The 25,871-nt window shown below is 42.2% G+C and carries 28 protein-coding genes; 19 read left to right on the top strand and 9 right to left on the bottom strand.

Going from position 1 to position 25,871, the window contains the following annotated elements:
- The first annotated feature begins 52 nt into the window (after nucleotides 1–52).
- The 5 genes from ACWPKD_RS06580 (at nucleotide 53) to mgtE (ending at nucleotide 4,676) form a co-directional block, all read left to right on the top strand.
- Nucleotides 53–1,831: a tetratricopeptide repeat protein gene (locus tag ACWPKD_RS06580; RefSeq protein WP_455411871.1), complete on the top strand. Its 1,779-nt coding sequence runs from the start codon at nucleotides 53–55 to the stop codon at nucleotides 1,829–1,831.
- Nucleotides 1,832–1,910: 79 nt separating this feature from the next.
- Entirely contained in the window at nucleotides 1,911–2,222 is a 312-nt protein-coding gene (locus tag ACWPKD_RS06575; protein ID WP_455411870.1) for a DUF4286 family protein, read from the top strand.
- A gap of 24 nt (nucleotides 2,223–2,246) precedes the next feature.
- Nucleotides 2,247–2,549, top strand: a complete 303-nt coding sequence (locus ACWPKD_RS06570) for a hypothetical protein (protein WP_455411869.1) — start codon at nucleotides 2,247–2,249, stop codon at nucleotides 2,547–2,549.
- 5 nt (nucleotides 2,550–2,554) lie between these two features.
- Nucleotides 2,555–3,334, top strand: coding sequence for a 16S rRNA (adenine(1518)-N(6)/adenine(1519)-N(6))-dimethyltransferase RsmA (gene rsmA / locus ACWPKD_RS06565; RefSeq protein WP_455411868.1), 780 nt, complete (start codon nucleotides 2,555–2,557; stop codon nucleotides 3,332–3,334).
- Nucleotides 3,324–4,676, top strand: a complete 1,353-nt coding sequence (mgtE, locus tag ACWPKD_RS06560) for a magnesium transporter (protein WP_455411867.1) — start codon at nucleotides 3,324–3,326, stop codon at nucleotides 4,674–4,676. The genes rsmA and mgtE overlap by 11 nt, the downstream gene beginning before the upstream one ends.
- A 15-nt stretch (nucleotides 4,677–4,691) precedes the next feature.
- On the opposite strand, the gene ACWPKD_RS06555 is transcribed toward mgtE, so the two are convergent.
- Genes ACWPKD_RS06555 through ACWPKD_RS06545 form a run of 3 tightly spaced genes read right to left on the bottom strand, consistent with a single transcriptional unit; the run spans nucleotide 4,692 to nucleotide 7,308 of the window.
- Nucleotides 4,692–5,945: an aspartate kinase gene (locus ACWPKD_RS06555; RefSeq protein ID WP_455411866.1), complete on the bottom strand. Its 1,254-nt coding sequence runs from the start codon at nucleotides 5,943–5,945 to the stop codon at nucleotides 4,692–4,694.
- A gap of 45 nt (nucleotides 5,946–5,990) precedes the next feature.
- A complete protein-coding gene (locus ACWPKD_RS06550) occupies nucleotides 5,991–6,464 on the bottom strand; it encodes an N-acetyltransferase family protein (protein ID WP_455411865.1) in 474 nt (157 codons plus the stop codon).
- A 4-nt stretch (nucleotides 6,465–6,468) separates the two neighbouring features.
- Nucleotides 6,469–7,308, bottom strand: a complete 840-nt coding sequence (locus ACWPKD_RS06545) for a M48 family metalloprotease (protein WP_455411864.1) — start codon at nucleotides 7,306–7,308, stop codon at nucleotides 6,469–6,471.
- A gap of 132 nt (nucleotides 7,309–7,440) precedes the next feature.
- Between ACWPKD_RS06545 and fbp the strand changes: the two genes are divergently transcribed.
- Complete coding sequence (gene fbp, locus ACWPKD_RS06540) at nucleotides 7,441–8,448, top strand: class 1 fructose-bisphosphatase (protein WP_455411967.1); 1,008 nt, start codon at nucleotides 7,441–7,443, stop codon at nucleotides 8,446–8,448.
- Between the two features lie 89 nt (nucleotides 8,449–8,537).
- On the opposite strand, the gene ACWPKD_RS06535 is transcribed toward fbp, so the two are convergent.
- Nucleotides 8,538–8,969, bottom strand: a complete 432-nt coding sequence (locus ACWPKD_RS06535) for a TerB family tellurite resistance protein (protein ID WP_455411863.1) — start codon at nucleotides 8,967–8,969, stop codon at nucleotides 8,538–8,540.
- A gap of 225 nt (nucleotides 8,970–9,194) precedes the next feature.
- Here ACWPKD_RS06535 and ACWPKD_RS06530 point away from each other — a divergent pair, with 225 nt between their 5' ends.
- From ACWPKD_RS06530 to ACWPKD_RS06520, 3 genes are read left to right on the top strand one after another with little or no spacing between them, the layout of a single operon-like run.
- Entirely contained in the window at nucleotides 9,195–9,788 is a 594-nt protein-coding gene (locus ACWPKD_RS06530; protein ID WP_455411862.1) for a HupE/UreJ family protein, read from the top strand.
- Between the two features lie 6 nt (nucleotides 9,789–9,794).
- Entirely contained in the window at nucleotides 9,795–10,223 is a 429-nt protein-coding gene (locus ACWPKD_RS06525; protein ID WP_455411861.1) for a deoxycytidylate deaminase, read from the top strand.
- Nucleotides 10,224–11,825: a S41 family peptidase gene (locus ACWPKD_RS06520; protein ID WP_455411860.1), complete on the top strand. Its 1,602-nt coding sequence runs from the start codon at nucleotides 10,224–10,226 to the stop codon at nucleotides 11,823–11,825.
- A gap of 9 nt (nucleotides 11,826–11,834) precedes the next feature.
- On the opposite strand, the gene ACWPKD_RS06515 is transcribed toward ACWPKD_RS06520, so the two are convergent.
- The 3 genes from ACWPKD_RS06515 to ACWPKD_RS06505 all read right to left on the bottom strand — a co-directional run bounded on the left by ACWPKD_RS06515 (nucleotide 11,835) and on the right by ACWPKD_RS06505 (nucleotide 13,434).
- Nucleotides 11,835–12,443: an FAD-dependent oxidoreductase gene (locus ACWPKD_RS06515; RefSeq protein ID WP_455411859.1), complete on the bottom strand. Its 609-nt coding sequence runs from the start codon at nucleotides 12,441–12,443 to the stop codon at nucleotides 11,835–11,837.
- Between the two features lie 82 nt (nucleotides 12,444–12,525).
- On the bottom strand, nucleotides 12,526–12,723 hold the full coding sequence (locus ACWPKD_RS06510) for a hypothetical protein (RefSeq protein WP_455411858.1): 198 nt from the start codon (nucleotides 12,721–12,723) through the stop codon (nucleotides 12,526–12,528).
- Between the two features lie 135 nt (nucleotides 12,724–12,858).
- Nucleotides 12,859–13,434: a MarC family protein gene (locus ACWPKD_RS06505; RefSeq protein ID WP_455411857.1), complete on the bottom strand. Its 576-nt coding sequence runs from the start codon at nucleotides 13,432–13,434 to the stop codon at nucleotides 12,859–12,861.
- 176 nt (nucleotides 13,435–13,610) lie between these two features.
- Between ACWPKD_RS06505 and ACWPKD_RS06500 the strand changes: the two genes are divergently transcribed.
- The 9 genes from ACWPKD_RS06500 to ACWPKD_RS06460 all read left to right on the top strand — a co-directional run bounded on the left by ACWPKD_RS06500 (nucleotide 13,611) and on the right by ACWPKD_RS06460 (nucleotide 24,285).
- On the top strand, nucleotides 13,611–14,315 hold the full coding sequence (locus tag ACWPKD_RS06500; RefSeq protein ID WP_455411856.1) for a DUF4412 domain-containing protein: 705 nt from the start codon (nucleotides 13,611–13,613) through the stop codon (nucleotides 14,313–14,315).
- A gap of 62 nt (nucleotides 14,316–14,377) precedes the next feature.
- Nucleotides 14,378–14,944 (top strand): DUF3109 family protein, encoded by a 567-nt coding sequence (locus ACWPKD_RS06495; RefSeq protein WP_455411855.1) that lies wholly within the window; start codon nucleotides 14,378–14,380, stop codon nucleotides 14,942–14,944.
- Nucleotides 14,945–15,211: 267 nt separating this feature from the next.
- Entirely contained in the window at nucleotides 15,212–16,189 is a 978-nt protein-coding gene (locus ACWPKD_RS06490) for a ribonucleotide-diphosphate reductase subunit beta (RefSeq protein WP_455411854.1), read from the top strand.
- Between the two features lie 70 nt (nucleotides 16,190–16,259).
- Nucleotides 16,260–18,662, top strand: coding sequence for a ribonucleoside-diphosphate reductase subunit alpha (locus ACWPKD_RS06485; RefSeq protein WP_455411853.1), 2,403 nt, complete (start codon nucleotides 16,260–16,262; stop codon nucleotides 18,660–18,662).
- 117 nt (nucleotides 18,663–18,779) lie between these two features.
- Nucleotides 18,780–19,004, top strand: a complete 225-nt coding sequence (locus ACWPKD_RS06480; RefSeq protein WP_455411852.1) for a hypothetical protein — start codon at nucleotides 18,780–18,782, stop codon at nucleotides 19,002–19,004.
- Between the two features lie 15 nt (nucleotides 19,005–19,019).
- Complete coding sequence (locus ACWPKD_RS06475; RefSeq protein WP_455411851.1) at nucleotides 19,020–19,724, top strand: AAA family ATPase; 705 nt, start codon at nucleotides 19,020–19,022, stop codon at nucleotides 19,722–19,724.
- A gap of 1 nt (nucleotide 19,725) precedes the next feature.
- Entirely contained in the window at nucleotides 19,726–20,172 is a 447-nt protein-coding gene (locus ACWPKD_RS06470; protein ID WP_455411850.1) for a GNAT family N-acetyltransferase, read from the top strand.
- A 16-nt stretch (nucleotides 20,173–20,188) separates the two neighbouring features.
- The gene (locus tag ACWPKD_RS06465) at nucleotides 20,189–21,529 is read left to right on the top strand and encodes a deoxyguanosinetriphosphate triphosphohydrolase (protein ID WP_455411966.1); all 1,341 of its coding nucleotides are present in this window, start codon (nucleotides 20,189–20,191) and stop codon (nucleotides 21,527–21,529) included.
- 77 nt (nucleotides 21,530–21,606) lie between these two features.
- Complete coding sequence (locus tag ACWPKD_RS06460; protein ID WP_455411849.1) at nucleotides 21,607–24,285, top strand: T9SS-dependent M36 family metallopeptidase; 2,679 nt, start codon at nucleotides 21,607–21,609, stop codon at nucleotides 24,283–24,285.
- A gap of 69 nt (nucleotides 24,286–24,354) precedes the next feature.
- Here the strand turns inward: ACWPKD_RS06460 and ACWPKD_RS06455 are convergent, their stop codons facing one another.
- Nucleotides 24,355–24,744: an HIT family protein gene (locus ACWPKD_RS06455; RefSeq protein ID WP_455411848.1), complete on the bottom strand. Its 390-nt coding sequence runs from the start codon at nucleotides 24,742–24,744 to the stop codon at nucleotides 24,355–24,357.
- Between the two features lie 32 nt (nucleotides 24,745–24,776).
- Entirely contained in the window at nucleotides 24,777–25,253 is a 477-nt protein-coding gene (gene greA / locus ACWPKD_RS06450; RefSeq protein ID WP_455411847.1) for a transcription elongation factor GreA, read from the bottom strand.
- Nucleotides 25,254–25,417: 164 nt separating this feature from the next.
- On the opposite strand from greA, the gene ACWPKD_RS06445 reads away from it, so the two are divergent.
- Nucleotides 25,418–25,843 (top strand): hypothetical protein, encoded by a 426-nt coding sequence (locus ACWPKD_RS06445; protein WP_455411846.1) that lies wholly within the window; start codon nucleotides 25,418–25,420, stop codon nucleotides 25,841–25,843.
- Nucleotides 25,844–25,871: the final 28 nt, after the last annotated feature.

Genomic DNA, 25,871 nt, shown 5'->3' with positions numbered 1-25,871 from the left:
GTACTAATTGGCTAAAAAATGGCTACATTAGTACATTGTTTTTTTAAGGCCGATGAAACATCTTTTTTGTGTCATAGTAGTTTTCTTTTCGCTGACTGTTTTTTCCCAGAATGAACAGTTGGCCCAGAATTATTATGACCGCGGGGAATTCGAAAAAGCCATAACGGTTTACGAAGATGTTATCAAGGCACAACCGTATAATTATCAGGCGTTTCAGAAAGCTATTGCCTGTTACCAGCAGTTGCAGCAGTACGAAAAAGCCGAAAAAGCCCTGCTCGACCGTTTGCAGAAAATCAGACAGGACAATCTCTATGTCGAATTGGGATACAATTATCAGCTTCAGAAAAACCAAAACAAAGCCGATAAGTATTATCAGACTGCGCTTGATAAAATAAAAGAAAATCCCAATAATGTTTACGGCATCGCTTATGCATTCGAGCAGAAGGTTTTGGTGGAAAGAGCAATTCAGGCCTATGAAATCGGTAAATCGATAAACCCGTCTTTTAATTTTGATTACCAGTTGGCGCTCCTTCAGGGACAGTTGGGCAATATGGAAGGCATGACCGATAAACTTTTGGATTACGCCTATACCAACCCGGAAAACCTTCCGATGGTACAAAACCAGTTGATGCGTTTTCTTAATGAGGATGCGCAGGAAAGTTTCAACGCCTATCTGAAAAAAGCTTTATTGCTCAGAACCCAAAAAGCGCAGGATATTTTCTGGAACCAGTTTTTAAGCTGGTATTTTGTGCAGCAGAAAGATTATGGAAAAGCATTCGTTCAGGAAAAAGCCATTTTCAAGCGCAGTCCCGATAATTTTTACAATTTCATCAACCTGGCCAAGCTGGCAATCGATGAAAACGAGAACACTACGGCTACGGAAATCCTGAATTTTATACTGGCCAATACCCAGGATCTGGAACTGCAGATGGAGGCGCATTACCAGTTGGTTTCCATGGAAATCCAGAAAGCGACTTCAAAGGAATATCCGGCGATAAACGACAAACTGGAACTGCTTTTGAAAAAATACGGGGTGTCACCTTATTCAGTACACCTTCAGATTCTGAAAGCCCATTTCACGGCGTTTTACATGAAGCAATTTGAACCGGCCAAGCAAATGCTGACGACCGCTTTAGACCTTCCGCTTAATAAATACCAGAAAGCCGAAATCAAATCGGAACTGGCGGATGTCCTGATGCTGAATGAAAAATTCAATCAGGCGATTATTTATTACGGTCAGATTGAAGACGACCTTAAAAATGACGAAGTAGGGCATCAGGCGAGTTTTAAAATGGCAAAGGCAAGTTACTTTAAAGGGGATTTTCAGTGGGCGCAGAACCAGTTTAAAGTACTGAAATCGTCCTCTTCGCAATTAATCGCCAATGATGCATTGGAATTATTCCTGCTGATCAGCGACAATACTGTGGAAGACAGTACGCAGGTGGCCCTGAAGAAATTCTCCAAAGCTGATTTCCTGATGTACCAAAACAAAACCACGGAAGCCTTGGCGCAGTTTCAACTTATTCTGGATCAGCACAAAGGCCAGAGTATAGAAGACGAAACGTTGTTGAAAGTTGGCCAGCTCTATGAAAAGCAAAACGATTTTCAGAAGGCGCTAACGGTTTACCAGCAAATTCTGGACCGACACAAAGAAAGCATTTATACGGACGAAGCGTTGTTCTATTCCGCTGAAATCTATCGCAAGCAGTTACAGGACAATGAAAAAGCCAAAAGCCTGTATGAAAAAGTGATTTTCAACCATCAGGACAGTATCCATTTTGTCGAGGCAAGGGCTAACTTCAGGAAACTTCGTGGGGATACGAATCTTTAATCAGTTTGTAGTCGCAGTCGCAGTCACAGTTTGCAGTTTTTCAAATAACCGAATAATCAAATACACAAATTATCAAGAGATGATCATATACAACGTAACCATCAACATACACGAAAGCGTTCACGACCAATGGATGGACTGGATGCAGAACAAACACATTGCAGACGTTTTGGCTACCGGGAAATTCACTTCCGCACGCATGGTAAAAGTTTTGGTGGAAGAAGACATGGGAGGGATAACCTATTCGGTACAATATACGACTGACTGCAAGGAAACGTTACAACGCTATTATGACGAAGATGCGCCAAGACTGCGTGAAGAAGGACACAGGTTGTTTGGAGATAAAATGTTGGCTTTCCGCACGGAACTGGAACTGATATCAGAGCATTAATAGTTTGCCATAATGCAAAATGAAATGACAGATTTTCAGATTTTGCTGAGAGGTCAACTTCTGGTGAATTTGCCAGTAACTATACTTATAATAGGAACTTCGATTTTGCTAAGTGTATTTTTAAATGATTCTAGAGGGACACTTTTTATTGGATGTGCTCTAGGGTGGATTTGTTGGAAAATAATGACTCCGAAATGGATTTTATGGGCAGTAAAAAACGGTGTGGATAAGGAAAGATTGTATACTATAGGTAAAAGCGGCTTATTAGTATGGAGTAAGCAGTATGTGGAAGATGTGGTTGAAAATAATAAAAGACCTTGGATTTAACAATTATGGATAAAGTAAAAGCAAAAAAACACTTAGGGCAGCATTTCCTGAACGACGAAAACATCGCGCAGAAAATTGGTGATGCCCTTACCTTGGAGGGGTACAAACGCGTATTGGAAATTGGGCCGGGTATGGGTGTTTTGACCAAGTATTTGTTGGAGAAACCTATCGAAACCTACGTGATTGAAATCGATACGGAATCGGTGGACTATCTGAATACACATTATCCGAAACTGCACGGTAAAATCATCTCCAAGGATTTTCTGAAATACAATTTAAAGGAAGTTTTCGGGGACGAGCCTTACGCCATCATCGGGAATTTCCCCTATAATATTTCGTCGCAGATCGTTTTCAAAACACTGGAACTTCGCGACCAGATTCCGGAATTTGCAGGGATGTTCCAAAAAGAAGTAGCCGAGCGTATCTGTGAAAAAAAAGGCAGTAAAACCTACGGGATTCTTTCGGTATTGACGCAGGCCTTTTACGACACGGAATACCTGTTTACAGTATCGGAACATGTGTTTACCCCGCCACCTAAGGTGAAATCCGGGGTGATGCGCATGAAACGAAAAGCCGACTACAAATTGCCTTGTGATGAACGATTGTTCTTTACCGTGGTGAAAACCGCTTTTAACCAAAGGCGAAAAACATTGCGAAACAGCCTAAAATCGTTGAATTTGTCGGATAATTTACGAGAAGATAGTATCTTTGGCCTCCGTCCGGAACAAATTTCGGTGGAAGATTTTATAACCCTTACCCAAAGAATCGCAGCCGATGGAGTTTAAAATCAGCAGAGAATTCATTGCTCAGATCGAGCAACTCATAAGTGAAAACCGTGCGCAGGAACTAGAAAACCTGTTGCAGGACATTCACTTTGCTGATATTGCCGACATCATGGACGAACTTGACGATTACGGGGCAAGTTATGTCTTTAAAGTCCTGGATTCCGAAAAAACAGCTGAAGCGCTTTTGGAGTTGGACGAAGAAGTGCGTGAAAAAATCCTCCGCAACTTATCGGCCAAAGAAATCGCTGAAGAGTTGGATGAGTTGGATACTGATGACGCGGCAGACATTATCGCGGAACTTCCGCAATCCAAAAAAGAAGAAGTAATCTCCGAGTTGGAGGACGTGGAGCACGCCAAAGACATTGTGGAGTTATTGCGCTACGATGAAGACACCGCCGGAGGTTTGATGGGGAAGGAACTCGTGAAAGTAAACGAGAACTGGAACGTACTTACCTGTGTGAAAGAAATGCGTTTGCAGGCGGAACACGTAACCCGTGTGCATTCGATTTACGTAGTGGACGACGAAGACCGATTAAAAGGCCGTTTGTCCTTAAAAGATCTTTTGACCACTTCGACCAAAACCCCGATCAGTGAGGTGTATATCAAAAAAGTAGATTACGTAAAAGTAGATACTCCCGACGTTGAGGTAGCCCGTATCATGCAGAAATACGACTTGGAAGCCATTCCGGTAGTAGACGAAATGGGCCGTTTGGTGGGAAGGATTACCATTGATGATATCGTAGACGTAATCAAGGAAGAAGCCGACAAAGATTACCAGTTGGCAGCCGGTATCTCGCAGGACGTTGAGGCGGATGATAGCATCCTGGAACTGACGCGTGCGCGTTTACCCTGGTTGGTGTTGGCCTTGTTGGGTGGTTTTATCAGCGTGAAAGTTTTAGGGCTTTTTGAACCCGCCATGGAAGGGCATAAAGCCTTGTTTTTCTTTACGCCTTTAATTGCCGCAATGGGCGGAAACGTTGGGGTGCAGTCTTCGGCGATTATCGTTCAGGGTTTGGCGAACAATGCCATTACCGGAAGTATTCTTCAGCGTTTGTTAAAAGAATTGTCCCTGAGTTTGCTGAACGGCTTGATTTTATCAGCGATCTTGTTTGCGGGAAGTTATTTTCTGCTGGGCTATGAGATCCATATCGGGGTTACCGTGACCATTGCACTTTTGTCGGTCATTATTATCGCTTCGCTTAACGGGACGTTTATTCCCATCATTCTTAATAAGTACGGTATTGACCCCGCATTAGCTACGGGGCCGTTTATTACTACCAGTAACGATATCCTCGGGATTTTGATTTACTTTTCGATTGCCCGAATGATCTTAGGTTTTTAACCGAAGGTTGTTGCCTTATTCTTTTGTAACGATCTGCATCGTTTCGCGGCTCATCTGTTTTACCAGTACCGATTTGTCTTTCTCTACCATTTTGATGGCTTTGTCGCTAAAATGACGGATGGTGTACAACGACACATTTTCATTATACGAGATTTTGAATTTCTTCGCCAGCACGCTTTTAAGATCGCTGAAGTGGTTGAATTTGTCTTCAATGCAAACCGAAAAGCTGATGGCCGAATTCTGGATCAGGCTCACCTTCATTTTATACTTGTGCAATAAAGCGAAGATCTCACTGATGTTCTCTTCCATGATGAAAGAGAAATCAATCGAGGAAAGTGACAGTAACAATTGGTTTTTCTTTACGATGAAACACGAGGTTTCCGGCTCTAAGTGTGCGCCTTTTGAAACACTGGTTCCTGCCAGTAAAGGATTGATAAACGATTTTACGTACAAAGGGATTTCTTTGCTCTGTAACGGTTGCAGGGTTTTCGGGTGAATAACCGAAGCGCCGTAAAACGCCAGCTCGATCGCTTCACGGTACGAAATCTGATTCAACAGGGTTGTGTTCTCAAAATAACGAGGATCGGCATTTAAAACGCCCGGTACGTCTTTCCAAATGGTAACGCTTTCGGCATTTAAACAATAAGCGAAAATCGCCGCGGTATAATCGGAACCTTCACGGCCTAAAGTAGTGGTAAAGCCATTTTCGTCTGAACCTAAAAATCCTTGCGTAATGTTCAGGACTTTCTTTTTGATGTTTTTGGAAATGGTTTTTTGGGTTACGTCCCAATCCACGATGGCATCACGATAGGTGTTGTCGGTTTTGATAAGGTTGCGCACATCCACCCAAGTGTTTTTTAATCCCACATGGTTGAAATAATGGCTCAGAATCGTAGTGGAAATGATTTCCCCCATGCTCACGATCTGGTCGTATACGAAATTGTAATTCGGGGATTTGTTGGCTGCCAGAAAGTTTTCCAAATCGGTGAAATGCCTGTTAACGGCAGCAAAGACAAGGTGTTTTTCATCGTCGAACAAATCCAGCAAAATCTGATTGTGGTACTTCTTGACTTCCTGGATGGACGCCTTCAGTTCGGCTGATTTTTCAAAATAGTTCTTGATTACCACTTCCAGTGCATTGGTGGTTTTTCCCATCGCGGAAACTACCAGTAAAACATCTTCGTGGCCTACCTGCTGTAAAACGCTGTACACGTTACGGATTCCATCTGCATCTTTAACGGATGCTCCTCCAAATTTGAAAATTCTCATGTTGTTTAAAATGTCAAAACCTTGTTCTGTTTAGGTCTTGAGTTGTTAGCTATTGTTTAAAAAAGTATGTATTCCTTCTTCGGTCATTTGTACCACACGCCAGTCCTCCAGTATTTTGGCGCCAGATTTTTCATAAAAATCAATAGCGGGCTGGTTCCAGTCCAGTACATTCCATTCTACCCTTCGCACGCCGTCGGCTTTTCCCTGTTTCATGATTTCGCTGTACAAAGCCATGCCCAGACCAGTGCCGCGCATTTTTTCCTTAACGATTAAATCTTCCAGATGGATGGTCTTTCCTTTCCAGGTGGAATAACGGTAGTAGTATAAAGCCATGCCTACAATCTCGCCCTGAACTTCTGCAATAAAAGTGTGGAACAAGGGATTCTCTCCAAAACCATCCCGCAGCAAATCGTCTACGGTGACCACAACGGCATCAGGTTCTTTTTCAAAAAGGGCCAGTTCCCGAATCAGATCAAGTACGGCGGTCATATCTTCTGGGGTTCCTTTACGGATGTGCATGGGTTTATTTTTTCTTTTTCTTAGTTGTTTTTTTAGCAGCCGGTTTAGCAGTTTGCTTTACATACGGTTTGTATAGCCCGTCTTTTTCCGCTCTTGCTTTAGCTTCTGCAGCTCTTGCTTTGGGATCCGGGTGGGAGCTCAGCATCTTCTCAAAGAAAGACGCTTCTTTGCCTTCAGTAAGTTTGGCCAAGATGTTGAAGGCCGATTCCACCGCGTTTACGTTGTATTTGTTGCGCTTCATGAACTCATAGGAGAACATGTCTGCTTCGGATTCCTGTTTTCTGCTGTAACGGCTGTCGATTACGGCATGCCCTATTTTACCGATTTGGCTGTCTGTTAAGGTGGCCACTTTATCCGATTGGGAAGAAACTGCGTCTACAAGAGCCTCTTTTTTATAGGCTTCTTTGATGGCGTCTCTTGTGTCGTGGTTGGCTACGTGTCCTATTTCATGCCCGATTACGGCTAATAATTCGTTGTCGTCCATCAGGTCCATCAGTCCGGAATATACGCGTACGCTTCCGTCGGCACAGGCAAAAGCATTTACTTCTTTCAGTTTGTAAACTTTGAAATTAAGCGTCATCCCGTTTTCATTGATGTGTTTTGCGAAAACCCTTTTCAAGCGGATGGTATAAGGATCTTTCTCATCGGCTACGGGATTTTCTTTGTCCATTTTAGCCACGGCTTCATGGGCAAGTTTGGCGGCATCCTCATTGCTGAAGGTAAAACCCGCGATGCCTTTTTGTACGGCACCCATTGCTTTTTCACCCAGGTTGATTTGGGAATGCCCGTTTAAAGCCGTTAGTACTGTAACAGCTGCGGTTATAAGTATGGTGTTTGTTTTCATGGTGTAAATTTTGATTCAAATATAAAATAACTTTACGGGAGATTTTTCTTTGCGAACGATTTTATGTTTCAGATTTAGTGAAAATCAAAAATTATGAATAATATTTGCATACGAATAAACAACACAGAAATCATGGAGCAACGCAACAAGACCTTAGGGGAATTTATCATACAGAAACAGGAAGAATTCAAGTATTCCTCGGGGGAATTGTCCCGCATTATCAACGCAATCCGTCTTGCGGCTAAAGTGGTGAGTTACAAGGTGAACAAAGCCGGTTTGGTCGATATCGTAGGAGCGGCTGGAGAGCAGAATGTGCAGGGAGAAGACCAACAGAAACTGGATGTGTATGCCAATGAGGTTTTTATTCAGACGTTGATCAACCGTGAAATCGTTTGCGGGATCGCTTCGGAAGAAAATGACGATTTTATCTCCGTACACGGAAAGGCAGGTGATAACAGCAATAAATATGTGGTGTTGATGGATCCGCTTGACGGGTCTTCCAATATCGATGTGAATGTTTCGGTAGGGACTATTTTCTCAGTGTACCGAAGAGTAACGCCTCAGGGAACACCGGTTACTTTAGAGGATTTTTTACAGCCGGGCGATCAGCAGGTGGCAGCAGGTTACGTGATTTACGGGACCTCTACCATGTTGGTGTACACTACAGGACACGGAGTGAATGGTTTTACTTTAAACCCGGCCATCGGAACCTTCTATTTGTCGCATCCGAACATGCAATACAGCCCGGACGGAAAAATTTATTCGGTGAACGAAGGGAATTACATTCATTTCCCGCAGGGAGTGAAAGATTATATCAAATACTGTCAGCTGGAAGAAGGCGATCGTCCGTACACTTCCCGTTATATCGGAAGTCTGGTGTCGGATTTCCACCGTAACATGATCAAAGGCGGGGTTTACCTGTATCCTACAAGTTCCAAAGCACCGAACGGGAAATTGCGACTGCTTTACGAATGCAACCCTATGGCTTTTATCGCAGAGCAGGCTGGAGGAAAAGCTTCGGACGGTTACGGAAGAATCATGGAAATCAAGCCAACGGAATTGCACCAACGCGTACCGTTTTTCTGCGGAAGCCGAAACATGGTGGCCAAAGCGGAAGAATTCATGGCGAAATACAAATAGTTGTTGTATAACAGCGTATAAAAGAAAAGGCGAAAAACATGTTTTTCGCCTTTTCTTTTTGGTTTAATTTTATGGCAATATCAATTTTATTATTTGTTCATGTGCTGCATTTCGTAAACAAAAGTGTCCAGATCGACATGCAGGATCAGTAGGGAAAGTGCTTTTTCCACAATCAGGCTTACGTTGGCCGGCGTGAATCCCAGGGCCAGTACAAACTTGCTCAGGATTTCTTTCTGTTTCGGGCCTAATACCTGATCGACATACACCATTCGGGACAAATCATACAAACGCTCCAGTCGCTGGATGTATAATGAAGGGGCATTGATGGGATATTTCAAAGGGTTCTCTAAAATTTCCTCGTACTCGTCCGGAGAGATTTCCAGCTGAAAAGCAAGCTTGTCAAGGAATACTTTCTCTTCAGCACTTAAAGCGCCATCGGCAATGGCTACCCGAACAATGGCAGAAAAATGTCCTTTGTTGCGGGCTTTGAATTCACTGTCGTATAAATCTAATAATGACATAGTTAGATGTTTTAACAAACTCAAATTTACGATTTTTCTTCCTTTGTTAAAACCGATGTAAGGCAAAAAATCGTTCAGCAGTTAAAAAATCAGGTCAATTTCGGTTCCGCCGATTTGTAGGATCGTTTTGATGAACTGGAAAAAATGATAAGCTTTTCTTAACGAAAATCATCCGTTAGCAAAATAAATTGTAAGTTTGAGAACCCAATCTAAAAAACAGTTGTAATGTCGGAGTTCCTTACGTATTTCAATATAGGTTTGCGTCATGTCCTGGATATCAAAGCCTACGATCATGTGTTGTTTTTAATGGCTTTGGTAACGCCGTACGCTTTTAAAGACTGGAAGCGCGTTTTGATTTTAGTGTCTCTTTTTACCTTGGGACATACGTTATCGTTGCTGCTTTCCGTTTACGGAGTAGTGTATGTGCAATCCGATTTGATTGAATTCATGATTCCGATAACCATTTTGGTGACCGCTCTGTTTCATCTGTTTACCGCCGGAAAATCGGGTAAAAATGAAAGCATTACGTTTGTAGCCTTGGTGACGCTGTTTTTCGGGATCATCCACGGGCTTGGGTTTTCGAATTATTTCAAAGCCATACTGCCGGGCAGCACTTCGGATAAATTAGTGCCGTTGCTGGAATTTGCCCTGGGGATTGAAGGGGCTCAGATTATAGTAGTTCTCTTGGTTTTGATAGTGTCTTATATCGTTCAGACTTTTTTCCGATTCTCGAAACGCGACTGGACGTTGGTCATGTCGGCTTTTGTAGTGGGAGTGGTTTTACCGATGATACTTCAAAACGGGATTTGGAACCGATAAAATACCATGAAAGAAAAGAAAAAAGCAAAATACGATAAGGCTTATCTGCGCATAGCCAAAGAATGGGGGCAGTTGTCCTACTGTAAACGAAAACAGGTTGGCGCGATAATTGTGAAAGACAGAATGATCATCTCTGATGGCTACAACGGAACGCCTTCCGGATTTGAAAACTGTTGTGAAGACGACGAAGGTCTGACCAAATGGTACGTACTCCATGCGGAAGCCAATGCGATTTCAAAAGTCGCCCGTTCGACACAGTCCTGTGAGCATGCGACCTTGTACATTACGCTTTCCCCGTGTAAGGAGTGCAGTAAATTGATTCACCAGTCGGGTATTAAGCGCGTGGTGTATTTTGAAGGCTACAAAGACGATTCCGGACTGGAATTTTTGCGAAAAGCCGGTGTTGAGGTAGATCACATAATTGATTTAGAGTAGATGAAAATAAAAAGAATATACCTGCCAATAATTATTGCCACTGCCATCGCGGTCGGAGTGCTTATTGGCGGCTATCTTAATTTTTCAGGGCCACGCTCCTCCGGGTTTACCGCTAATTCCAACCGAAGTAAACTCAATAAACTTATCGAACTGATCGAAAACGAATATGTTGATGATGTCAATTCCGATTCCATAGTCGATTTAACCGTTAACGGCATTCTGGAAAAACTCGATCCGCATTCGGTTTATATCGCCAAAAATGAAATGGAGCAGGTTTCCCAGAACATGAAAGGTGATTTTGTGGGGATTGGGGTGAATTTTTACATGTATAAAGATTCGGTGGCAATCATAAAGCCTATTCCGCAAGGTCCTTCTGAGAAAGCAGGACTGAAAGCAGGCGACCGTATCCTATATGCTGGAAATTCTAAACTCTTCGGACGAAAATTGCCTACCGACAGCCTGTTTTCCAAACTGAAAGGTGAAGAAGGCTCCAAGGTGAATCTGACCATTTTCCGAAAATCGGAGAAAAGAACCTTCAAAGTGAATGTCACCCGCGATATCGTTCCCATTAAAAGTGTGGACATCGCCACCATGCTGAACAAAAGTACCGGTTACATCAAAATCAACCGATTTGCCGAAACAACTTATAAAGAATTCAAGACCGGCCTGATGGAGCTGAAACGTCTGGGTATGACCGAACTGATTGTGGATGTGCGGGATAACGGCGGAGGTTATATGGAAATGGCCGCTCAGATTGCAGACGAATTCCTTAAAAACAAGGAGTTGATCGTGAAAACCAAAAATAAAAAAGGCAAGGTCGAAAGTACCTATGCCACGGATCAGGGTAATTTCGAAAACGGGAAGCTGTATATCTTAATCAATGAAAATTCCGCATCGGCTAGTGAAATTCTTGCCGGGGCGATTCAGGATAACGACAGAGGCACGATTGTCGGACGCCGTTCTTTCGGAAAAGGACTGGTGCAAAAAGAAATGCCCCTTGGTGACGGTTCGGCTGTCCGCCTGACGGTGGCACGCTATTATACGCCTTCGGGACGTTCCATTCAGAAACCCTATGATCACGGGACCGACGAGTATTTCAGTGATTTCGAAAAGCGTTTTGTCAGCGGGGAACTTTTCGCGGCAGACAGTATAAAAGTAGCCGACAGCCTTAAATTCAAAACCAAAAAAGGGCGCATCGTGTACGGCGGCGGCGGGATTATTCCGGATAAATTTGTTCCGATTGAAGGCAGTCACGGCGATGAAATGCTTTCATTATTGATGCAGTCCGGGCTGGCCAGTTATTTTGTTTTCGAGCAATTGGATAAAAACCGAATAGTCTTCCAGAACCTGAATCTTCCTCAAGTATTGGACAAACTGAATACAACCGATGTCTATTTCAATAACTTCAAAAGCTATATCGCTAAAGGCGGTTTGGTCTTAAACCTCGAAGGCAATAAAGACCGGGTGAAACGCTATATGGCTGCGGAATTTGTGCGTCAGTTGTTTGATGAAAACAAATATTTTCAGATCGTTCTCAAAGAAGATGCGATGGTTAGAAAGATCTTGGGGGAAAAGAGCCAAGCGCCAAGCATCAAGAAATAATCGTTTGGGTTATTTTCTTATGCTGTCGTGTGAATGGGTTTCCACGCCGTTGTTCCACAAAACCAATATATCGGTAGCTACTGCTGCACCACTTCCGGCGGCAATGGAAAGCTGACTGCGATGACCGGCCAGAGTTCCGCAAACGTAAATGCCTTCGGTAACTTTGTGGTCGTGGTTTTTCAGCTGGATCCTGTTTTTTTCCGCTAAAGATTTCTGATGGGGTTCCAGAAACTGGTTTAAGCCTTCAATGTCAAAAAGGTTAGACGATCCAATACCGATCACGATAATTTTTGAGGTATAAACATTCTTGTTGGTTGTGATGGTAAAGTTTCCGTAAGCGCCACTGACGGAAAGTACTTTTTCGTCCTCAAATTGTTCAATATGCGGATATACTTCTGAAAGGTGCTGCGTGCTTTCGGTTAAAAGCTCGCTGCCCAGTTTCCCGTTGGGTATTCCGTAGGCATTGTGAAAAATAGCGTCCTGCAGGGAAGAGGCCTTTTGGTGGGTGATGATTCCGATTTTCTTATCGGCCGCAAACCCTTTTTTGTGAGCAGAGCCTAAAATCAAAGCACAGGAAACCCCTGAAACTCCGCCGCCAATAATCAGAACATCAAGCATTCTAGTTGAGGATTAAAAGATTGTAAGATTAAAGAATTGATAAATTTCCTAATCGGATAAAATGTAATTTAGTAACTACTGGCTATTCCTTTGTTTTTTCGTCAATCATCTTAGACATTCTGAAAATCAACAAAATGCAGACCGCGCAAAGGGAAGCGGCAATGCCGATTAAAGCTACCATACTGTTTCCTTCAAAAAGATTTTTGAAATCCAGCAGGGTGATGTTGAAAATAATCAGACCCAAAGCCAGGGCAATCAGAATGTATGTAAAAACTCTCATTTCATTAATTTTATTTGTTATAGGTATTCGTTGCAGTTCGCAAAAATCATCTTCATTGGCATTGAAAAACTTTAACTGCTCGTGTCATCTCATTAAAATTTATCGAAACACGGTGTAAAACTACTAAAAATAGGGCTAAACGAATAATCCTTTAACATTAGCGGCAAATAATTTAACAGCAATCGCCAACAGGATAACACCGAATACTTTTCGGATCACGCCTAAACCGTTTTTACCTAGTGCTTTTTCAATTTTAGAAGACGATTTTAGCACGACATACACGATGATGATGTTGATAAGTATGGCAACCACGATATTAATGCTCTCGTATTGTGCGCGAAGCGATAGTAAAGTGGTCATGGTTCCGGCTCCGGCAATCAGTGGGAATGCCAATGGGACAATGGAAGCGGTACTGGGTTCTTCGTCTTTGTAAAGCGTGATGCCTAAAATCATTTCTAAAGCCAGAAAGAAAAGAATGAAAGAACCTGCAACAGCAAAGGATTTTACGTCAACACCCATGAACTTAAGGATTCCTTCTCCCACAAATAAAAAAGTAATCATGATAAGCCCGGAAACCAAAGTGGCTTTTTCGGATTGAATGTGACCGACCTTACTGCGTAAATCCACAATAATCGGAATGGTTCCCACAATATCGATTACTGCGAAAAGCACCATACCTGCCGTTAAAATCTCTTTTAAATCGAAGTTCATAGGATGTAGTGTTGTTTGAGAAGTTGCAAAATTATCGGTTTTCCTACGAAGTTAGCTAATAAATTGATATTTTTCCAAGTATGGAGATGAAATTTCTGATGGATTCCTGTTGTAAATCAAGTGCTTAATTGAAAGGAATTTTTAAATTTGTGGAAACACCAAAAAAAAATAGAACCATGAAATCAAGATTTACCTTAATTGCTTCTGTACTTTTTATGTTAGTTCAAACGATGGCTTTTGCACAAGCGCCCCAAAAAGGTCAATTTGAAATGCCGGCCAAAGTGGATGCGTCCAAAATACCGGCTTCGTATGCCTTCAGCTGGAAATATTCCATGGAAATAAAAGCTAAGGACGGGAAGTCGATGATAGCGGATTATTTCCTGCAGCCCAAAGCAGGGTATTTCGCGTTTAATATGGCGGCCAAAAAAGACATGATCATGATTATGGATACCAAGCAAAAACTAATGATCAGTGGTTTTGGCGGCGGCGCATCCAAAATGGCCAGAGCTTCGCAAATACCGGATTATTCAAAAATGAACAAAAAACAAGGGGCAGCGTCTAAATTCAAATACAAACCGCTTCCCAATAAAGTAATCATGGGTTTCAATTGCAAAGGCGTGGAAGCTACTAACGACGAATATGTAATGACTTTTTATTATACCAACGAGGCTAAAGTAAGTTTCGGTGATTTGTTTAAGTCACAACAGGATCAGGGTATGTCTTCGGCTTTTGAAGGGTTTTTAAAACCGGGTGAAAATGCATTGATGATGTCTATGGATGCTAAGAACCTGAAAGACAAATCCAAATCCACTTCCATGAAATGTGTCGGTTTGGAAAAACAGGCCTTCACTTTCAAAAAGGCAGACTATAAGTTTATGTAGGCATTTAGGTTTTTTATGATTTGTTTTTGAAAAACAAGCCACAGAAACCCTATCTTTGCCACATGTTTCAGTTAGGAAAAACCATAGTATCAGAAGAGATTCTGGAAAAAGAATTTGTATGCAACCTTTCGGCTTGTAAGGGTGCTTGTTGCGTAGACGGAGATGCCGGTGCGCCGCTATCGGAAGAAGAAACCAAAATTCTGGAAGAGATTTTTCCAAAGATAAAGCCGTTTTTGCGACCTGAAGGTATTGCAGCCATCGAGGCGCAGGGAACCTGGGTAATCGGGGAAGACGGCGAACTGGAGACAACGTTAATTGACGGAGCGGATTGCGCTTACGTTATTTTTGATGGTAAAACCGCGCTTTGCGGTATTGAACAGGCTTATAATCAGGGGATAGTCGATTGGAAAAAACCCGTTTCCTGTCATTTATACCCTATCCGTGTAAAGGAATATTCCGAATTTTCCGCGGTGAATTATCATAAATGGCATATTTGTGATGATGCCTGCTCGCTTGGAAAAGAACTGGAAGTTCCGGTCTATAAATTTCTTAAGGAATCGTTGATCAGAAAGTTTGGAGCCGCATGGTATACCGAATTGGAAAAAGTAGCCGACGAGCATAAAAAGTAATCCCTTTTTTCTATTTTTTTAATCGGCTTTGAGCTAGTTATTTTACTGCTGTTCTAATTGAATTTGTAGGATTTTTAGTATTTGTAAAATATTGAAAATCAAAGACTTGGTAAAAATAAAATTTTTACAACGGAAAATCGACATTGTTAAAAACTCGGTCAAATTGTGAATAAGTTTGGCTTTCTTTTTACAATTCAAATGACAATCTTTGTAAACCCCAATCTAGTTAAATAATCATTTTTTTAATCGTATAAAAGTCAAGGAACTATGTCTGTAGTCGAACCGATATTGCAAGAAAACAAAGACCGCTTTGTTATTTTCCCGATCAAACACCATGATATCTGGGAATGGTATAAGAAATCACAGGCCAGTTTCTGGACAGCTGAAGAAATTGATTTACATCAGGACTTAACCGACTGGAATACCAAGTTGAATGATGACGAGAAATACTTTATCAAACACATTTTGGCATTTTTCGCCGCTTCGGACGGAATCGTAAATGAAAATTTAGCTGAAAATTTTGTAAACGAGGTACAATATCCGGAGGCAAAATTCTTCTACGGTTTTCAGATCATGATGGAAAACATCCACAGCGAAACCTATTCGTTGCTGATTGATACGTATGTAAAAAACGAAGAAGAGAAAAACCAGTTGTTCCATGCCATTGAAGTATTCCCTGCGATTAAGAAAAAAGCGGAGTGGGCGCTAAAATGGATCGAATCCGATTCGTTTGCGGAACGACTAATTGCGTTTGCGGCAGTGGAAGGGATCTTCTTCTCTGGAGCGTTCTGTTCGATCTTCTGGTTGAAAAAACGTGGTTTGATGCCGGGCTTAACCTTTTCTAACGAGTTGATTTCCCGTGACGAAGGTGTACACTGTGATTTTGCGGTACACTTACACAATAACCACTTGGTGAACAAAGTTTCTAAAGAACGTATTACGGATATCATCACTGATGCTTTAAATATTGAAAGAGAATTTATTACGGAATCATTACCGGCAAGTTTGATCGGTATGAATGCCGGATTGATGACACAGTATTTAGAATTCGTAGCCGACCGTTTGTTAGTGGAATTAGGCTGTTCTAAAGTGTATAACTCCAATAACCCGTTCGATTTCATGGATATGATTTCGTTGCAGGGGAAAACGAATTTCTTCGAGAAACGTGTTTCGGAATACCAGAAAGCAGGGGTGTTGAACAAAGACACCGATTCGCAGAAAATCAGTTTTGACGCTGATTTTTAATCGGATATAATATAGAAAATTCACGGCCTTGGGCCAACAATAAATAACTAACCTTCAAAACAGTAACAGTATGTATGTAGTAAAAAGAGACGGAAGAAGAGAGCCGGTAATGTTCGATAAGATTACCGACCGAGTGAGAATTTTGTGCTACGGATTAAACGATTTGGTTGATCCGGTAAAAGTTGCCATGCGTGTTATTGAAGGTTTATACGATGGGGTAACCACTTCGGAGTTGGATAATTTAGCAGCGGAAACGGCGGCTTCCATGACGGTAACCCATCCGGATTACGCACAATTGGCGGCTCGTATTGCTGTTTCCAATTTGCATAAAAATACTAAGAAATCGTTCTCGGAAACCATGGCGGACATGTACCACTATGTGAACCCAAGAACAGGACAGGCTTCTCCGTTACTGTCGGATGAGGTATATGAAGCGATCATGGCCAATGCGGAGACTTTGGATTCGTCCATCATCTACAACCGTGATTTCAACTACGATTATTTCGGGTTTAAAACCTTGGAGCGTTCGTATTTGTTGCGTATCAACGGGCATATTGTAGAGCGTCCGCAGCATATGTTGATGCGTGTTTCCGTGGGGATTCACCTAAACGACATCCCTGCCGCGATTGAAACGTATGAGTTGATGTCGAAGAAATTCTTCACGCATGCCACGCCAACGCTTTTCAATGCCGGAACACCAAAAGCGCAAATGTCTTCTTGTTTCCTTTTAACGATGCAGGACGACAGTATCGACGGAATTTACGATACCCTAAAACAAACTGCTAAAATCTCACAATCGGCGGGAGGAATCGGTTTGTCTATTCATAATGTTAGAGCAACAGGTTCTTATATCCGCGGTACCAACGGAACATCAAACGGAATTGTGCCAATGTTACGTGTCTTCAACGACACCGCGCGTTATGTAGACCAAGGTGGTGGAAAACGTAAAGGAAGTTTTGCGATCTACGTAGAGCCATGGCATGCGGATATTTTCGACTTCTTAGACCTGAAGAAAAACCACGGAAAAGAAGAAATGCGTGCGCGTGATTTGTTCTATGCGATGTGGATGAACGACTTGTTCATGAAACGCGTTCAGGAAGATGCACACTGGACCTTAATGTGTCCGAACGAGTGTCCTGGATTGTACGATGTATACGGCGATGAGTTCGACAAAATGTATCTTGCTTACGAAGAAGCCGGAAAAGGAAGAAAAACCATCAAAGCGCGTGAGCTTTGGGAAAAAATATTAGAGTCGCAAATCGAGACCGGAACGCCATACATGTTGTACAAAGACGCGGCGAACCGTAAATCGAACCAGAAAAACTTAGGTACGATCCGTTCTTCGAATTTGTGTACTGAGATTTTAGAATATACCTCTGCCGATGAAATTGCGGTGTGTAACCTGGCGTCGATTTCCCTTCCGATGTTTGTGGAAAACGGTCAGTTCAACCACCAGTTGTTGCACGATGTAACCAAACGTGTAACCCGTAACCTAAACAAAGTAATCGACAGAAATTACTATCCGGTTAAGGAAGCGGAAAATTCCAATATGCGTCACCGTCCGGTAGGATTAGGGGTGCAAGGTTTGGCCGATGCCTTCATCTTGTTGAGAATGCCGTTTACTTCGGATGAAGCTAAAAAATTAAACCAGGAAATCTTCGAAACCATCTATTTTGCAGCGGTAACAGCTTCAATGGAAATGGCAAAAGAAGAAGGACCCTATTCAACTTTCAAAGGTTCACCGATTTCTCAGGGAGAATTCCAGTACAACCTTTGGGGTTTAAAAGACGAAGAATTATCCGGAAGATGGGATTGGACTTCGCTTCGTAAAGAGGTTATGGCCAACGGGGTTCGTAACTCGTTATTGATGGCGCCGATGCCGACAGCTTCAACGTCACAAATCTTAGGAAACAACGAAGCGTTTGAACCGTATACTTCTAACATTTACACGCGTCGTGTATTGTCCGGAGAATTCATTGTGGTTAACAAGCACTTGTTGCACGATTTAGTGAGTTTAGGTTTGTGGGACGAGAACCTGAAACAGGAGATCATGCGTGCCAACGGTTCGATTCAGGATATCGATGTTATTCCACAGGATATCAAAGAATTGTATAGAACGGTTTGGGAAATGAGTATGAAAGATATCATCGACATGTCCCGTCACAGAGGTTATTTTATCGATCAGTCACAATCCTTAAACCTGTTCATGGAAGGGGCAACGTTCTCTAAATTGACATCGATGCACTTCTACGCTTGGCAGTCCGGTTTGAAAACAGGTATGTATTATTTGAGAACGAAATCGGCAGTAGATGCGATCAAGTTCACCTTGAACAACGACAAAAAAGCAGAACCAATCGCTGTGGCAGCAGAAGTAGCCAACGAAAACGAGGAAATGACCGCAGAAGAATTCCGTGCGATGTTGGAGCGTTCTAAAAACGCCGGTCCGGAAGACTGTGAAATGTGCGGATCATAGTTAATAAGAATTTGATTTGTAGTAATAGAGGAAAGCAGCCGTCATTTTGATGGCTGTTTTTGTTTAGCAGCAAATCGTTTTGGTCTTCGTACCTTTGTGGTTTAAAAAAGTAAAATTATGTCAAAAGACAAGAAAAAAGGTGTCTATACCGGAATTATCGAAAAAGATGAAAACGGCAATTATTTCTGTGGCGAATATCTGTTGGATTATCAATATACCGAAGCAAATTTCAAATTGGGCGATGAAGTGAACATCAAATCGGTAATCGAAAACCCAAGTGATAAGAGTTACGACAAATACCCTAAGAAATCCCGTAACTTCTTTTTAGCCAACGATAAATAATTTAAAAGGGAATTCTTGAGCACGTTATATTTCACCGACCGAAGCAACATTAATCTGGAAGATGTGGTTTTCAACGAAGCCGTGTCCAAACAAATCAATCAGTTCCTGAAAGAATACCAGTTTCGGGAAGTGTTGGAAAAGTACGAACTTCCGGTAATCAATAAAATGCTGTTGTATGGCAAAACCGGCTGCGGTAAAACCATGACGGCCAAAGCGATTGCCAAAAAACTTGATAAGAAAATCATCATTGTCAACCTGGCGAGCATTGTTTCTTCGAAATTGGGGGAAACCGCTAAAAACATAGAAGGTTTGTTCAAGGAAGTGAATTACGAAAGCGCGGTTTTGTTTTTTGATGAATTTGATTCGCTCGGGCAAATCCGCGATTACGACAACAAAGACAATAGTGAGATGAAACGCGTGGTGAATGCGATTCTGCAATTGATTGACCATTTTCCGAAGAAATCCATCCTGATAGCGGCTACCAATCAAATCCAGATGATAGACGAAGCCTTAGTGCGCCGTTTTGAACTGAAACTGGAATTTACATTGCCTTCCAAAGAAGTTTTGGATAACTATTACGACAGTTTGTTGGCGAAATATCCGCCGGAATTCACGAAATTAGAGCGCCTTTACGAGGTTTCTTTTGCCGAAGCCAAAAACCATGTCTTCAAAGAAGTGAAAAACAACATCATTCAGGCGGAAATCAATAAATTACACTAACATGCAGTTGTTGCGAACCACCTCGGACCACCAGGATTTTCAAATGCTGACACAATTGTTTGACACCTATCTGATTGATATCGACGGAGAGGAAAAGGACTTTTTTGCGCAGTACAACCGGATTTATATTCCGAATGTGGTGGTTTGTTATCAAGACAATGTTGCGGTAGGTTGCGGTGCCATTAAAGAATACGATGCCGAAATGGGAGAAATCAAGCGCATGTTTGTGCATCCCGACCATCGGAACAAAGGAATCGCTAACGCTATGCTCACGGAATTGGAAACCTGGGCAAAAGAACTAGGGTTTGCGGCCTGTCTTTTAGAAACGTCCGTTAAACTTGAAAATGCCATTGCGCTCTATAAGAAATTCGGATACCAGTCCATACCAAATTATGGTCAGTATGTCGGCGTGGCCAGCAGTGTGTGCATGAAAAAAGAATTATCCTAAAACCTTATACCCTATGATGAATTGGGAACAGCTTTTGTCGCTGAAACGACAAGGCGATACAAGCAAACGATTACGAAAAGAGCAGGATGACACCCGTTTGGGTTTTGAAGTCGATTACGACCGTATCATCTTTTCCTCTGCTTTCAGAAGCCTGCAGGACAAAACGCAGGTCATTCCCTTGTCTAAAACGGATTTCGTCCATACGCGTTTGACGCACAGTCTGGAAGTTTCCGTGGTAGGGCGTTCGATAGGGCGATTGGTCGGGAAAAAGATTCTGGAGAAGTATCCGTACCTGAAAGAAGTGCACGGCTATCACATGAACGATTTCGGAGCGATAGTGGCTGCGGCTGCTTTGGCACACGACATTGGAAATCCCCCATTTGGGCATTCGGGAGAAAAAGCAATCGGTGAGTATTTTAAAACCGGAAACGGACAACAATACAAAGGGAGCCTATCGGATAAAGAATGGCAGGATTTAATCGATTTTGAAGGAAATGCGAACGGCTTTTCGGTTTTATCCACATCGCGTCCGGGTGTGGAAGGAAGCTTGCGTTTGACCTACGCGACTTTAGGGGCTTTTATGAAGTATCCGAAGGAAAGTCTGCCGAAGAAACCGACTCCGAATATTTCCGATAAAAAATACGGGTTTTTTCAACAGGACAAAGCATTTTTCAATGACGTGGCCAAAGAATTGGGCATGATTCCGAATAAATCTGAGGGAAATGTCGGTTTCGAGCGTCATCCATTGGCATTTCTGGTGGAAGCTGCCGATGATATCTGCTACACCATCATCGATTTTGAGGATGGCATCAACCTAGGCCTGATCCAGGAAGAATTTGCATTGGAATATCTGATCAAATTGGTAAAAAATAATATCGATTCTGATAAATACAAATCGTTAACGACCAAAGAAGACCGTATCAGTTATTTGCGCGCTTTGGCTATCGGAAGTCTTATCAACGATGCGGTAAATGTGTTTTTGGAAAACGAAGAGCTTATTCTGAAAGGGCAATTTCATTCGGCTTTGACCGATAAAAGTCAGTTTAAGGCCCAGATGAACGATGTTATCAAAATCAGTGTCAAAAATATTTATCAGAGCAAGGAAGTTATTGAAAAAGAAGTGGTGGGGTACCAGGTGATCAATACGCTTCTGGATAAATTCTGTACCGCTTATAACCACAAATTCGATGGAAAATCCAGTAATTATGATGATTTGATCCTCAAATTGCTTCCGGAAAAATTCGTGACCGAGAAAATGAGTTTATATGAAAGACTGATGCATATCTGTCATTTTGTTTCGATGTTGACAGACGGAAAAGCGGTTCAACTTTTTAAAATAATTAATGGGGCTAGTTAAAAAAGTGTTATTTTTTTGTTAATTCAACTAAAATGTTAATTTTGTGAGACTTAACTAAAAAAACTAACCAACAACCCATGAAAAGAATTACTTTTTCTTTGCTCTTTTTGGTGCCGCTATTGGGATTTGCCCAGAATCCACTGGAAAAAATCAAAGAATACGCGACGGCAAACCGAGCCAAGTTTTTGCTTACCCAGCAGGACGTGACCGATCTGGTTATTGTGAACGAATTCAGTTCCGAGTCCACAGGGATTAACAACTATCATGTTAAACAGCGTTATAACGGGATAGAAGTTTTTAATTCCGATTCCAATTTTTGGATGAAAAACGGTGCAATCATTAACGGCGGGGATGCTTTTATTCCCAATATTGCCCAAAAAGTTAATGCGACTGCACCAAGTTACAATGTTCAGGAAGCCCTGCGCCTAGTTTTGCCGGCATTGGACGGGCCTTCACAGCTAACAATCGACGTGCTGGAATCCAATGGTTACGATTACAAATTGACCAACGGCGCTTTAACAGAGTACCCTATCCGTGCGGAATTGGTCTATTTCAAAGAAGACGGGGAAAACGGGCTGAAACTGGCCTGGGATTATGAGTTTTATTCTCAGGATTTCAACCATCTGTGGAACCTTAAAGTGGATGCGGTAAATGGTAAATTATTGGAAAAGAAAGACATGGTTATTTCCTGTCACTTCGGTTCTAATCATGCTAATCATAATCATACCCGTGCCATTAATTTCAGCAGTAAGGTTTTTAAAAACGACGCTTCAACGGTTTTATTAACCCCGGGAACCACACAATACAGAGTTGTGCCCTGGAATTATGAAAGCCCGAATCATAGCGCACGTCAGTTGGTTACCAACCCGGAATCAACAACTCCATTAGCTCCGCTTACGGCAGCTGCTTCACCAAACGGCTGGCACAATACAAACGCTGCAATCGGAGGAGGTTCCGGAACTACCCAGTATAATTATACCAGAGGGAACAACGTATACGCAAAAGATGATACCGACAGCAATAATTCAGCCGGTGTTTCTCCGACAGGCGGTACTTATCCTTCTTTGGTATTCGATTTTCCTTATCCCGGGACCATAGTAGATCCGGGAAGTTATCTTCCGGCTGCAACCACAAACCTTTTCTACATGAATAACATCATGCACGATTTATGGTATCAGTACGGTTTTAATGAATTGAATAAAAACTTCCAGATTTCAAATTATGGAAGAGGAGGAACAGGGAATGATGCCGTAATTGCAGAAGCGCAGGACGGTTCAACTCTTACGACGCCTAACATGAACAATGCCAACTTTGCTACTCCAAGTGATGGGAGTGCGCCAAGAATGCAGATGTATTTATGGGATTACGGCCCTCAGCCGACGTTGACCATTAATGCGCCGGCATCTGCTGCTCAGACTTATACGTTAAGAGATAATAATTTTCAGCAAGGCCATATAGAATTACCGGATCCGCCGGATGGGATTACTGCTAATTTGGTTTTATTTGACGATGGTACAACTGATAACACGGATGCTTGTACGGCTTCTGCTAATCCGACCTTGTTGAGCGGTAAGATAGCGGTAATCCGAAGAGGAACCTGTACTTTTGTTCAAAAGGTACTCAATGCACAACAGGCAGGTGCTGTTGCGGCGGTGATCGTAGACAATCAGCCAAACGGAACCGTGATTATGGGAGGATCGGATGCAACCATTTCCATACCGGCTTTGACCATGAATATGGCAGATGGTGAAGCGTTGATTGCGGCTATGAGCAGTGGTGGTTTTAACGGGACTTTGGCGAATCCGAATATTGTGTTCTTAAATACCGATGGGGATTTCGACAATGGGATCATTTCACACGAATACGGTCATGGGATTTCCACAAGGTTATCCGGAAACTGTCTGGGAGGTTCTGAACAAATGGGAGAAGGATGGTCGGATTGGTTTTGGTTAATGATGCAGATCAAACCGGGTGATACCCGTAACGATGCCCGTGGAATCGGAACATTTGCTACCTATGAACCAACTGACGGAATGGGAATCAGACGCTACAAATATTCGACCAATATGGCGGTTAATCCGCATACTTACGGAAGTACGAATGCTATGGTGACCTCGGCTAACACGGTGGACAGTCACTCGGTAGGATCGGTTTGGTGTGTGATTTTATGGGATTTAGCCTGGAATTATATCGACCGTTACGGTTACAGTTCAAATATTTACAACGGAACAGGCGGAAACAATAAAGTAATGCGTCTGGTTTTGGATGCTATTAAGCTTGATGGGTGTAACCCGACCTTTGTTACAGCAAGAGATGCTTTAATTGCTGCCGATCAGGCCACTACCGGCGGACAGAATTATTGTATGATTTGGGAAACCTTTGCCAGAAGAGGTGTTGGGGTTAATGCTTCGTCCGGTAACAGTAATAGTGGTACGGCCGGGATCCAGGATCAGGTGGAAGATTTTAGTGTTCCTCCTACTTGTGCTATGGGTGTAGGCGAGTTTACGAATCAGAACTTAGTTAGAATTTACCCTAACCCTACAAGAGGTATCTTGAACATTGCTATTCATAATTATGTGGGCAAACTTTCCGTGCAGGTTTACGATTTGAACGGGCGTCTTGTTTTTGATGACGAAACCGTTAATTTCTCTTCAGAGCACACGGCAAGACTTAACGGACTTGAAAACGGCGTGTACCTGATCAAACTTAAAGGGGAGAATTTAGAATATACCCAAAAAATAATCATTGCTAATTAATTTTGGTGATTGACAATAAAAAAGGAGGATCCATTCGGATCCTCCTTTTTGTTATAACTGTTTTCTTTTTTATAAATTGGATTGGATTGTAGTAGCCAGTTGGTTGAATTCTTCCGGAGTAAGGCTGGTTTTGCGTTCAAAACGCATATCGTCCATGTCCTGAAGCGGAATCAGATGTACGTGGACGTGTGGCACTTCCAAACCTACCACGGCAACACCGATCCTTTTACAGGCTACGCTTTTTTCTAATGCCTTGGCTACTTTTCTGGAGAATTTCATCAGGGCTAAGTAATGCTCTTCTTCCATGTCGAAAATCTTGTTGATTTCCTGCTTCGGAACACAAAGTGTATGACCTTTCGCATTTGGATTTACATCCAGAAATGCAATGAAATTATCATCCTCCGCTACTTTGTAACAAGGGATTTCACCATTAATGATTCGTGTGAAAATTGAAGCCATGTTGTTTAGAATTTGAGTTTGGTTTTAATTCGTTAGTCGCGGGAAATTTCAAGGATTTCAAATTTCAAAGTCCCGTTCGGTACACTGATTTCGGCTATTTCACCAACGCTTTTTCCTAAAAGGCCTCTTCCGATTGGGGAAGTAACGGATATTTTTCCGGTTTTTAAATCGGCTTCGCTTTCCGCAACCAAAGTGTATTTCATTTCCATGCCGTTGGTTTGGTTTTTGATCTTAACGGTTGATAAAACCAATACTTTGGATACATCCAATTGCGACTCGTCAATCAGGCGGGCGTTCGCAACGACATCTTCCATTTTGGAGATTTTCATTTCCAACAGCCCCTGTGCTTCTTTAGCGGCATCATATTCAGCGTTTTCCGATAAATCCCCCTTGTCACGTGCTTCCGCAATTGCTTCAGAGGCTTTAGGACGCTCCACGCTTTTTAAATGGTCCAGTTCGTCCTTTAATTTTTTTAATCCTTCAGCTGTATAATACGATACTTTACTCATAATTTCATTGTTTATATAAATAGAAAAAATCCCATCGGGACGGGATTTCTTTCCACAAAGATATTGTTTTTTATTTTAATTCGTTTTTTTGCATTTCAATATGCGTATGTCAAAGTTAATTAAATTAAATTTGTTTATCAATATGTTTTTCCAATTTATTTAAGATGAGAAAATTCGCAGCACTTTTTTTTCTGATGGTGGTTTTGAGTTGTGACAAGGACAGCAACGTAAATGATAATAACCCATATTTACCGAATTATCCGGTGAATGTACAGCTCAATCTGAACCTACCGGAATACAACGGTCTGAACTATGTAAGTAATCCTGTTTATGTGAATCTTGCCGGTTCCGGAATACGGGGGCTGATTGTTATGAAAACCGGTGAAGGCATGTACAATGCGTTTGACAGGGCTTGTCCGAACCAGGCGTTAAGCGATTGCTCAACCATGACCATTAGCGGGATCAATGCGCTTTGCCCTTGTGATGAAAAAGAATACAGTCTGTATAGCGGACAGGCGGCAGGAGTGCAGTATCCAATGAAAAAGTACCGTGTGGAGTTGATGGGGAATTACCTAAGGATATTCAATTAAAAATCCCTGAAAGAAAGTATTCCTGCAG

The sequence above is a fragment of the Flavobacterium pedocola genome, from assembly GCF_053764385.1.
Note: the sequence above shows the minus strand (reverse complement) of the source record. Positions and strands in the feature narration are given on the sequence as shown.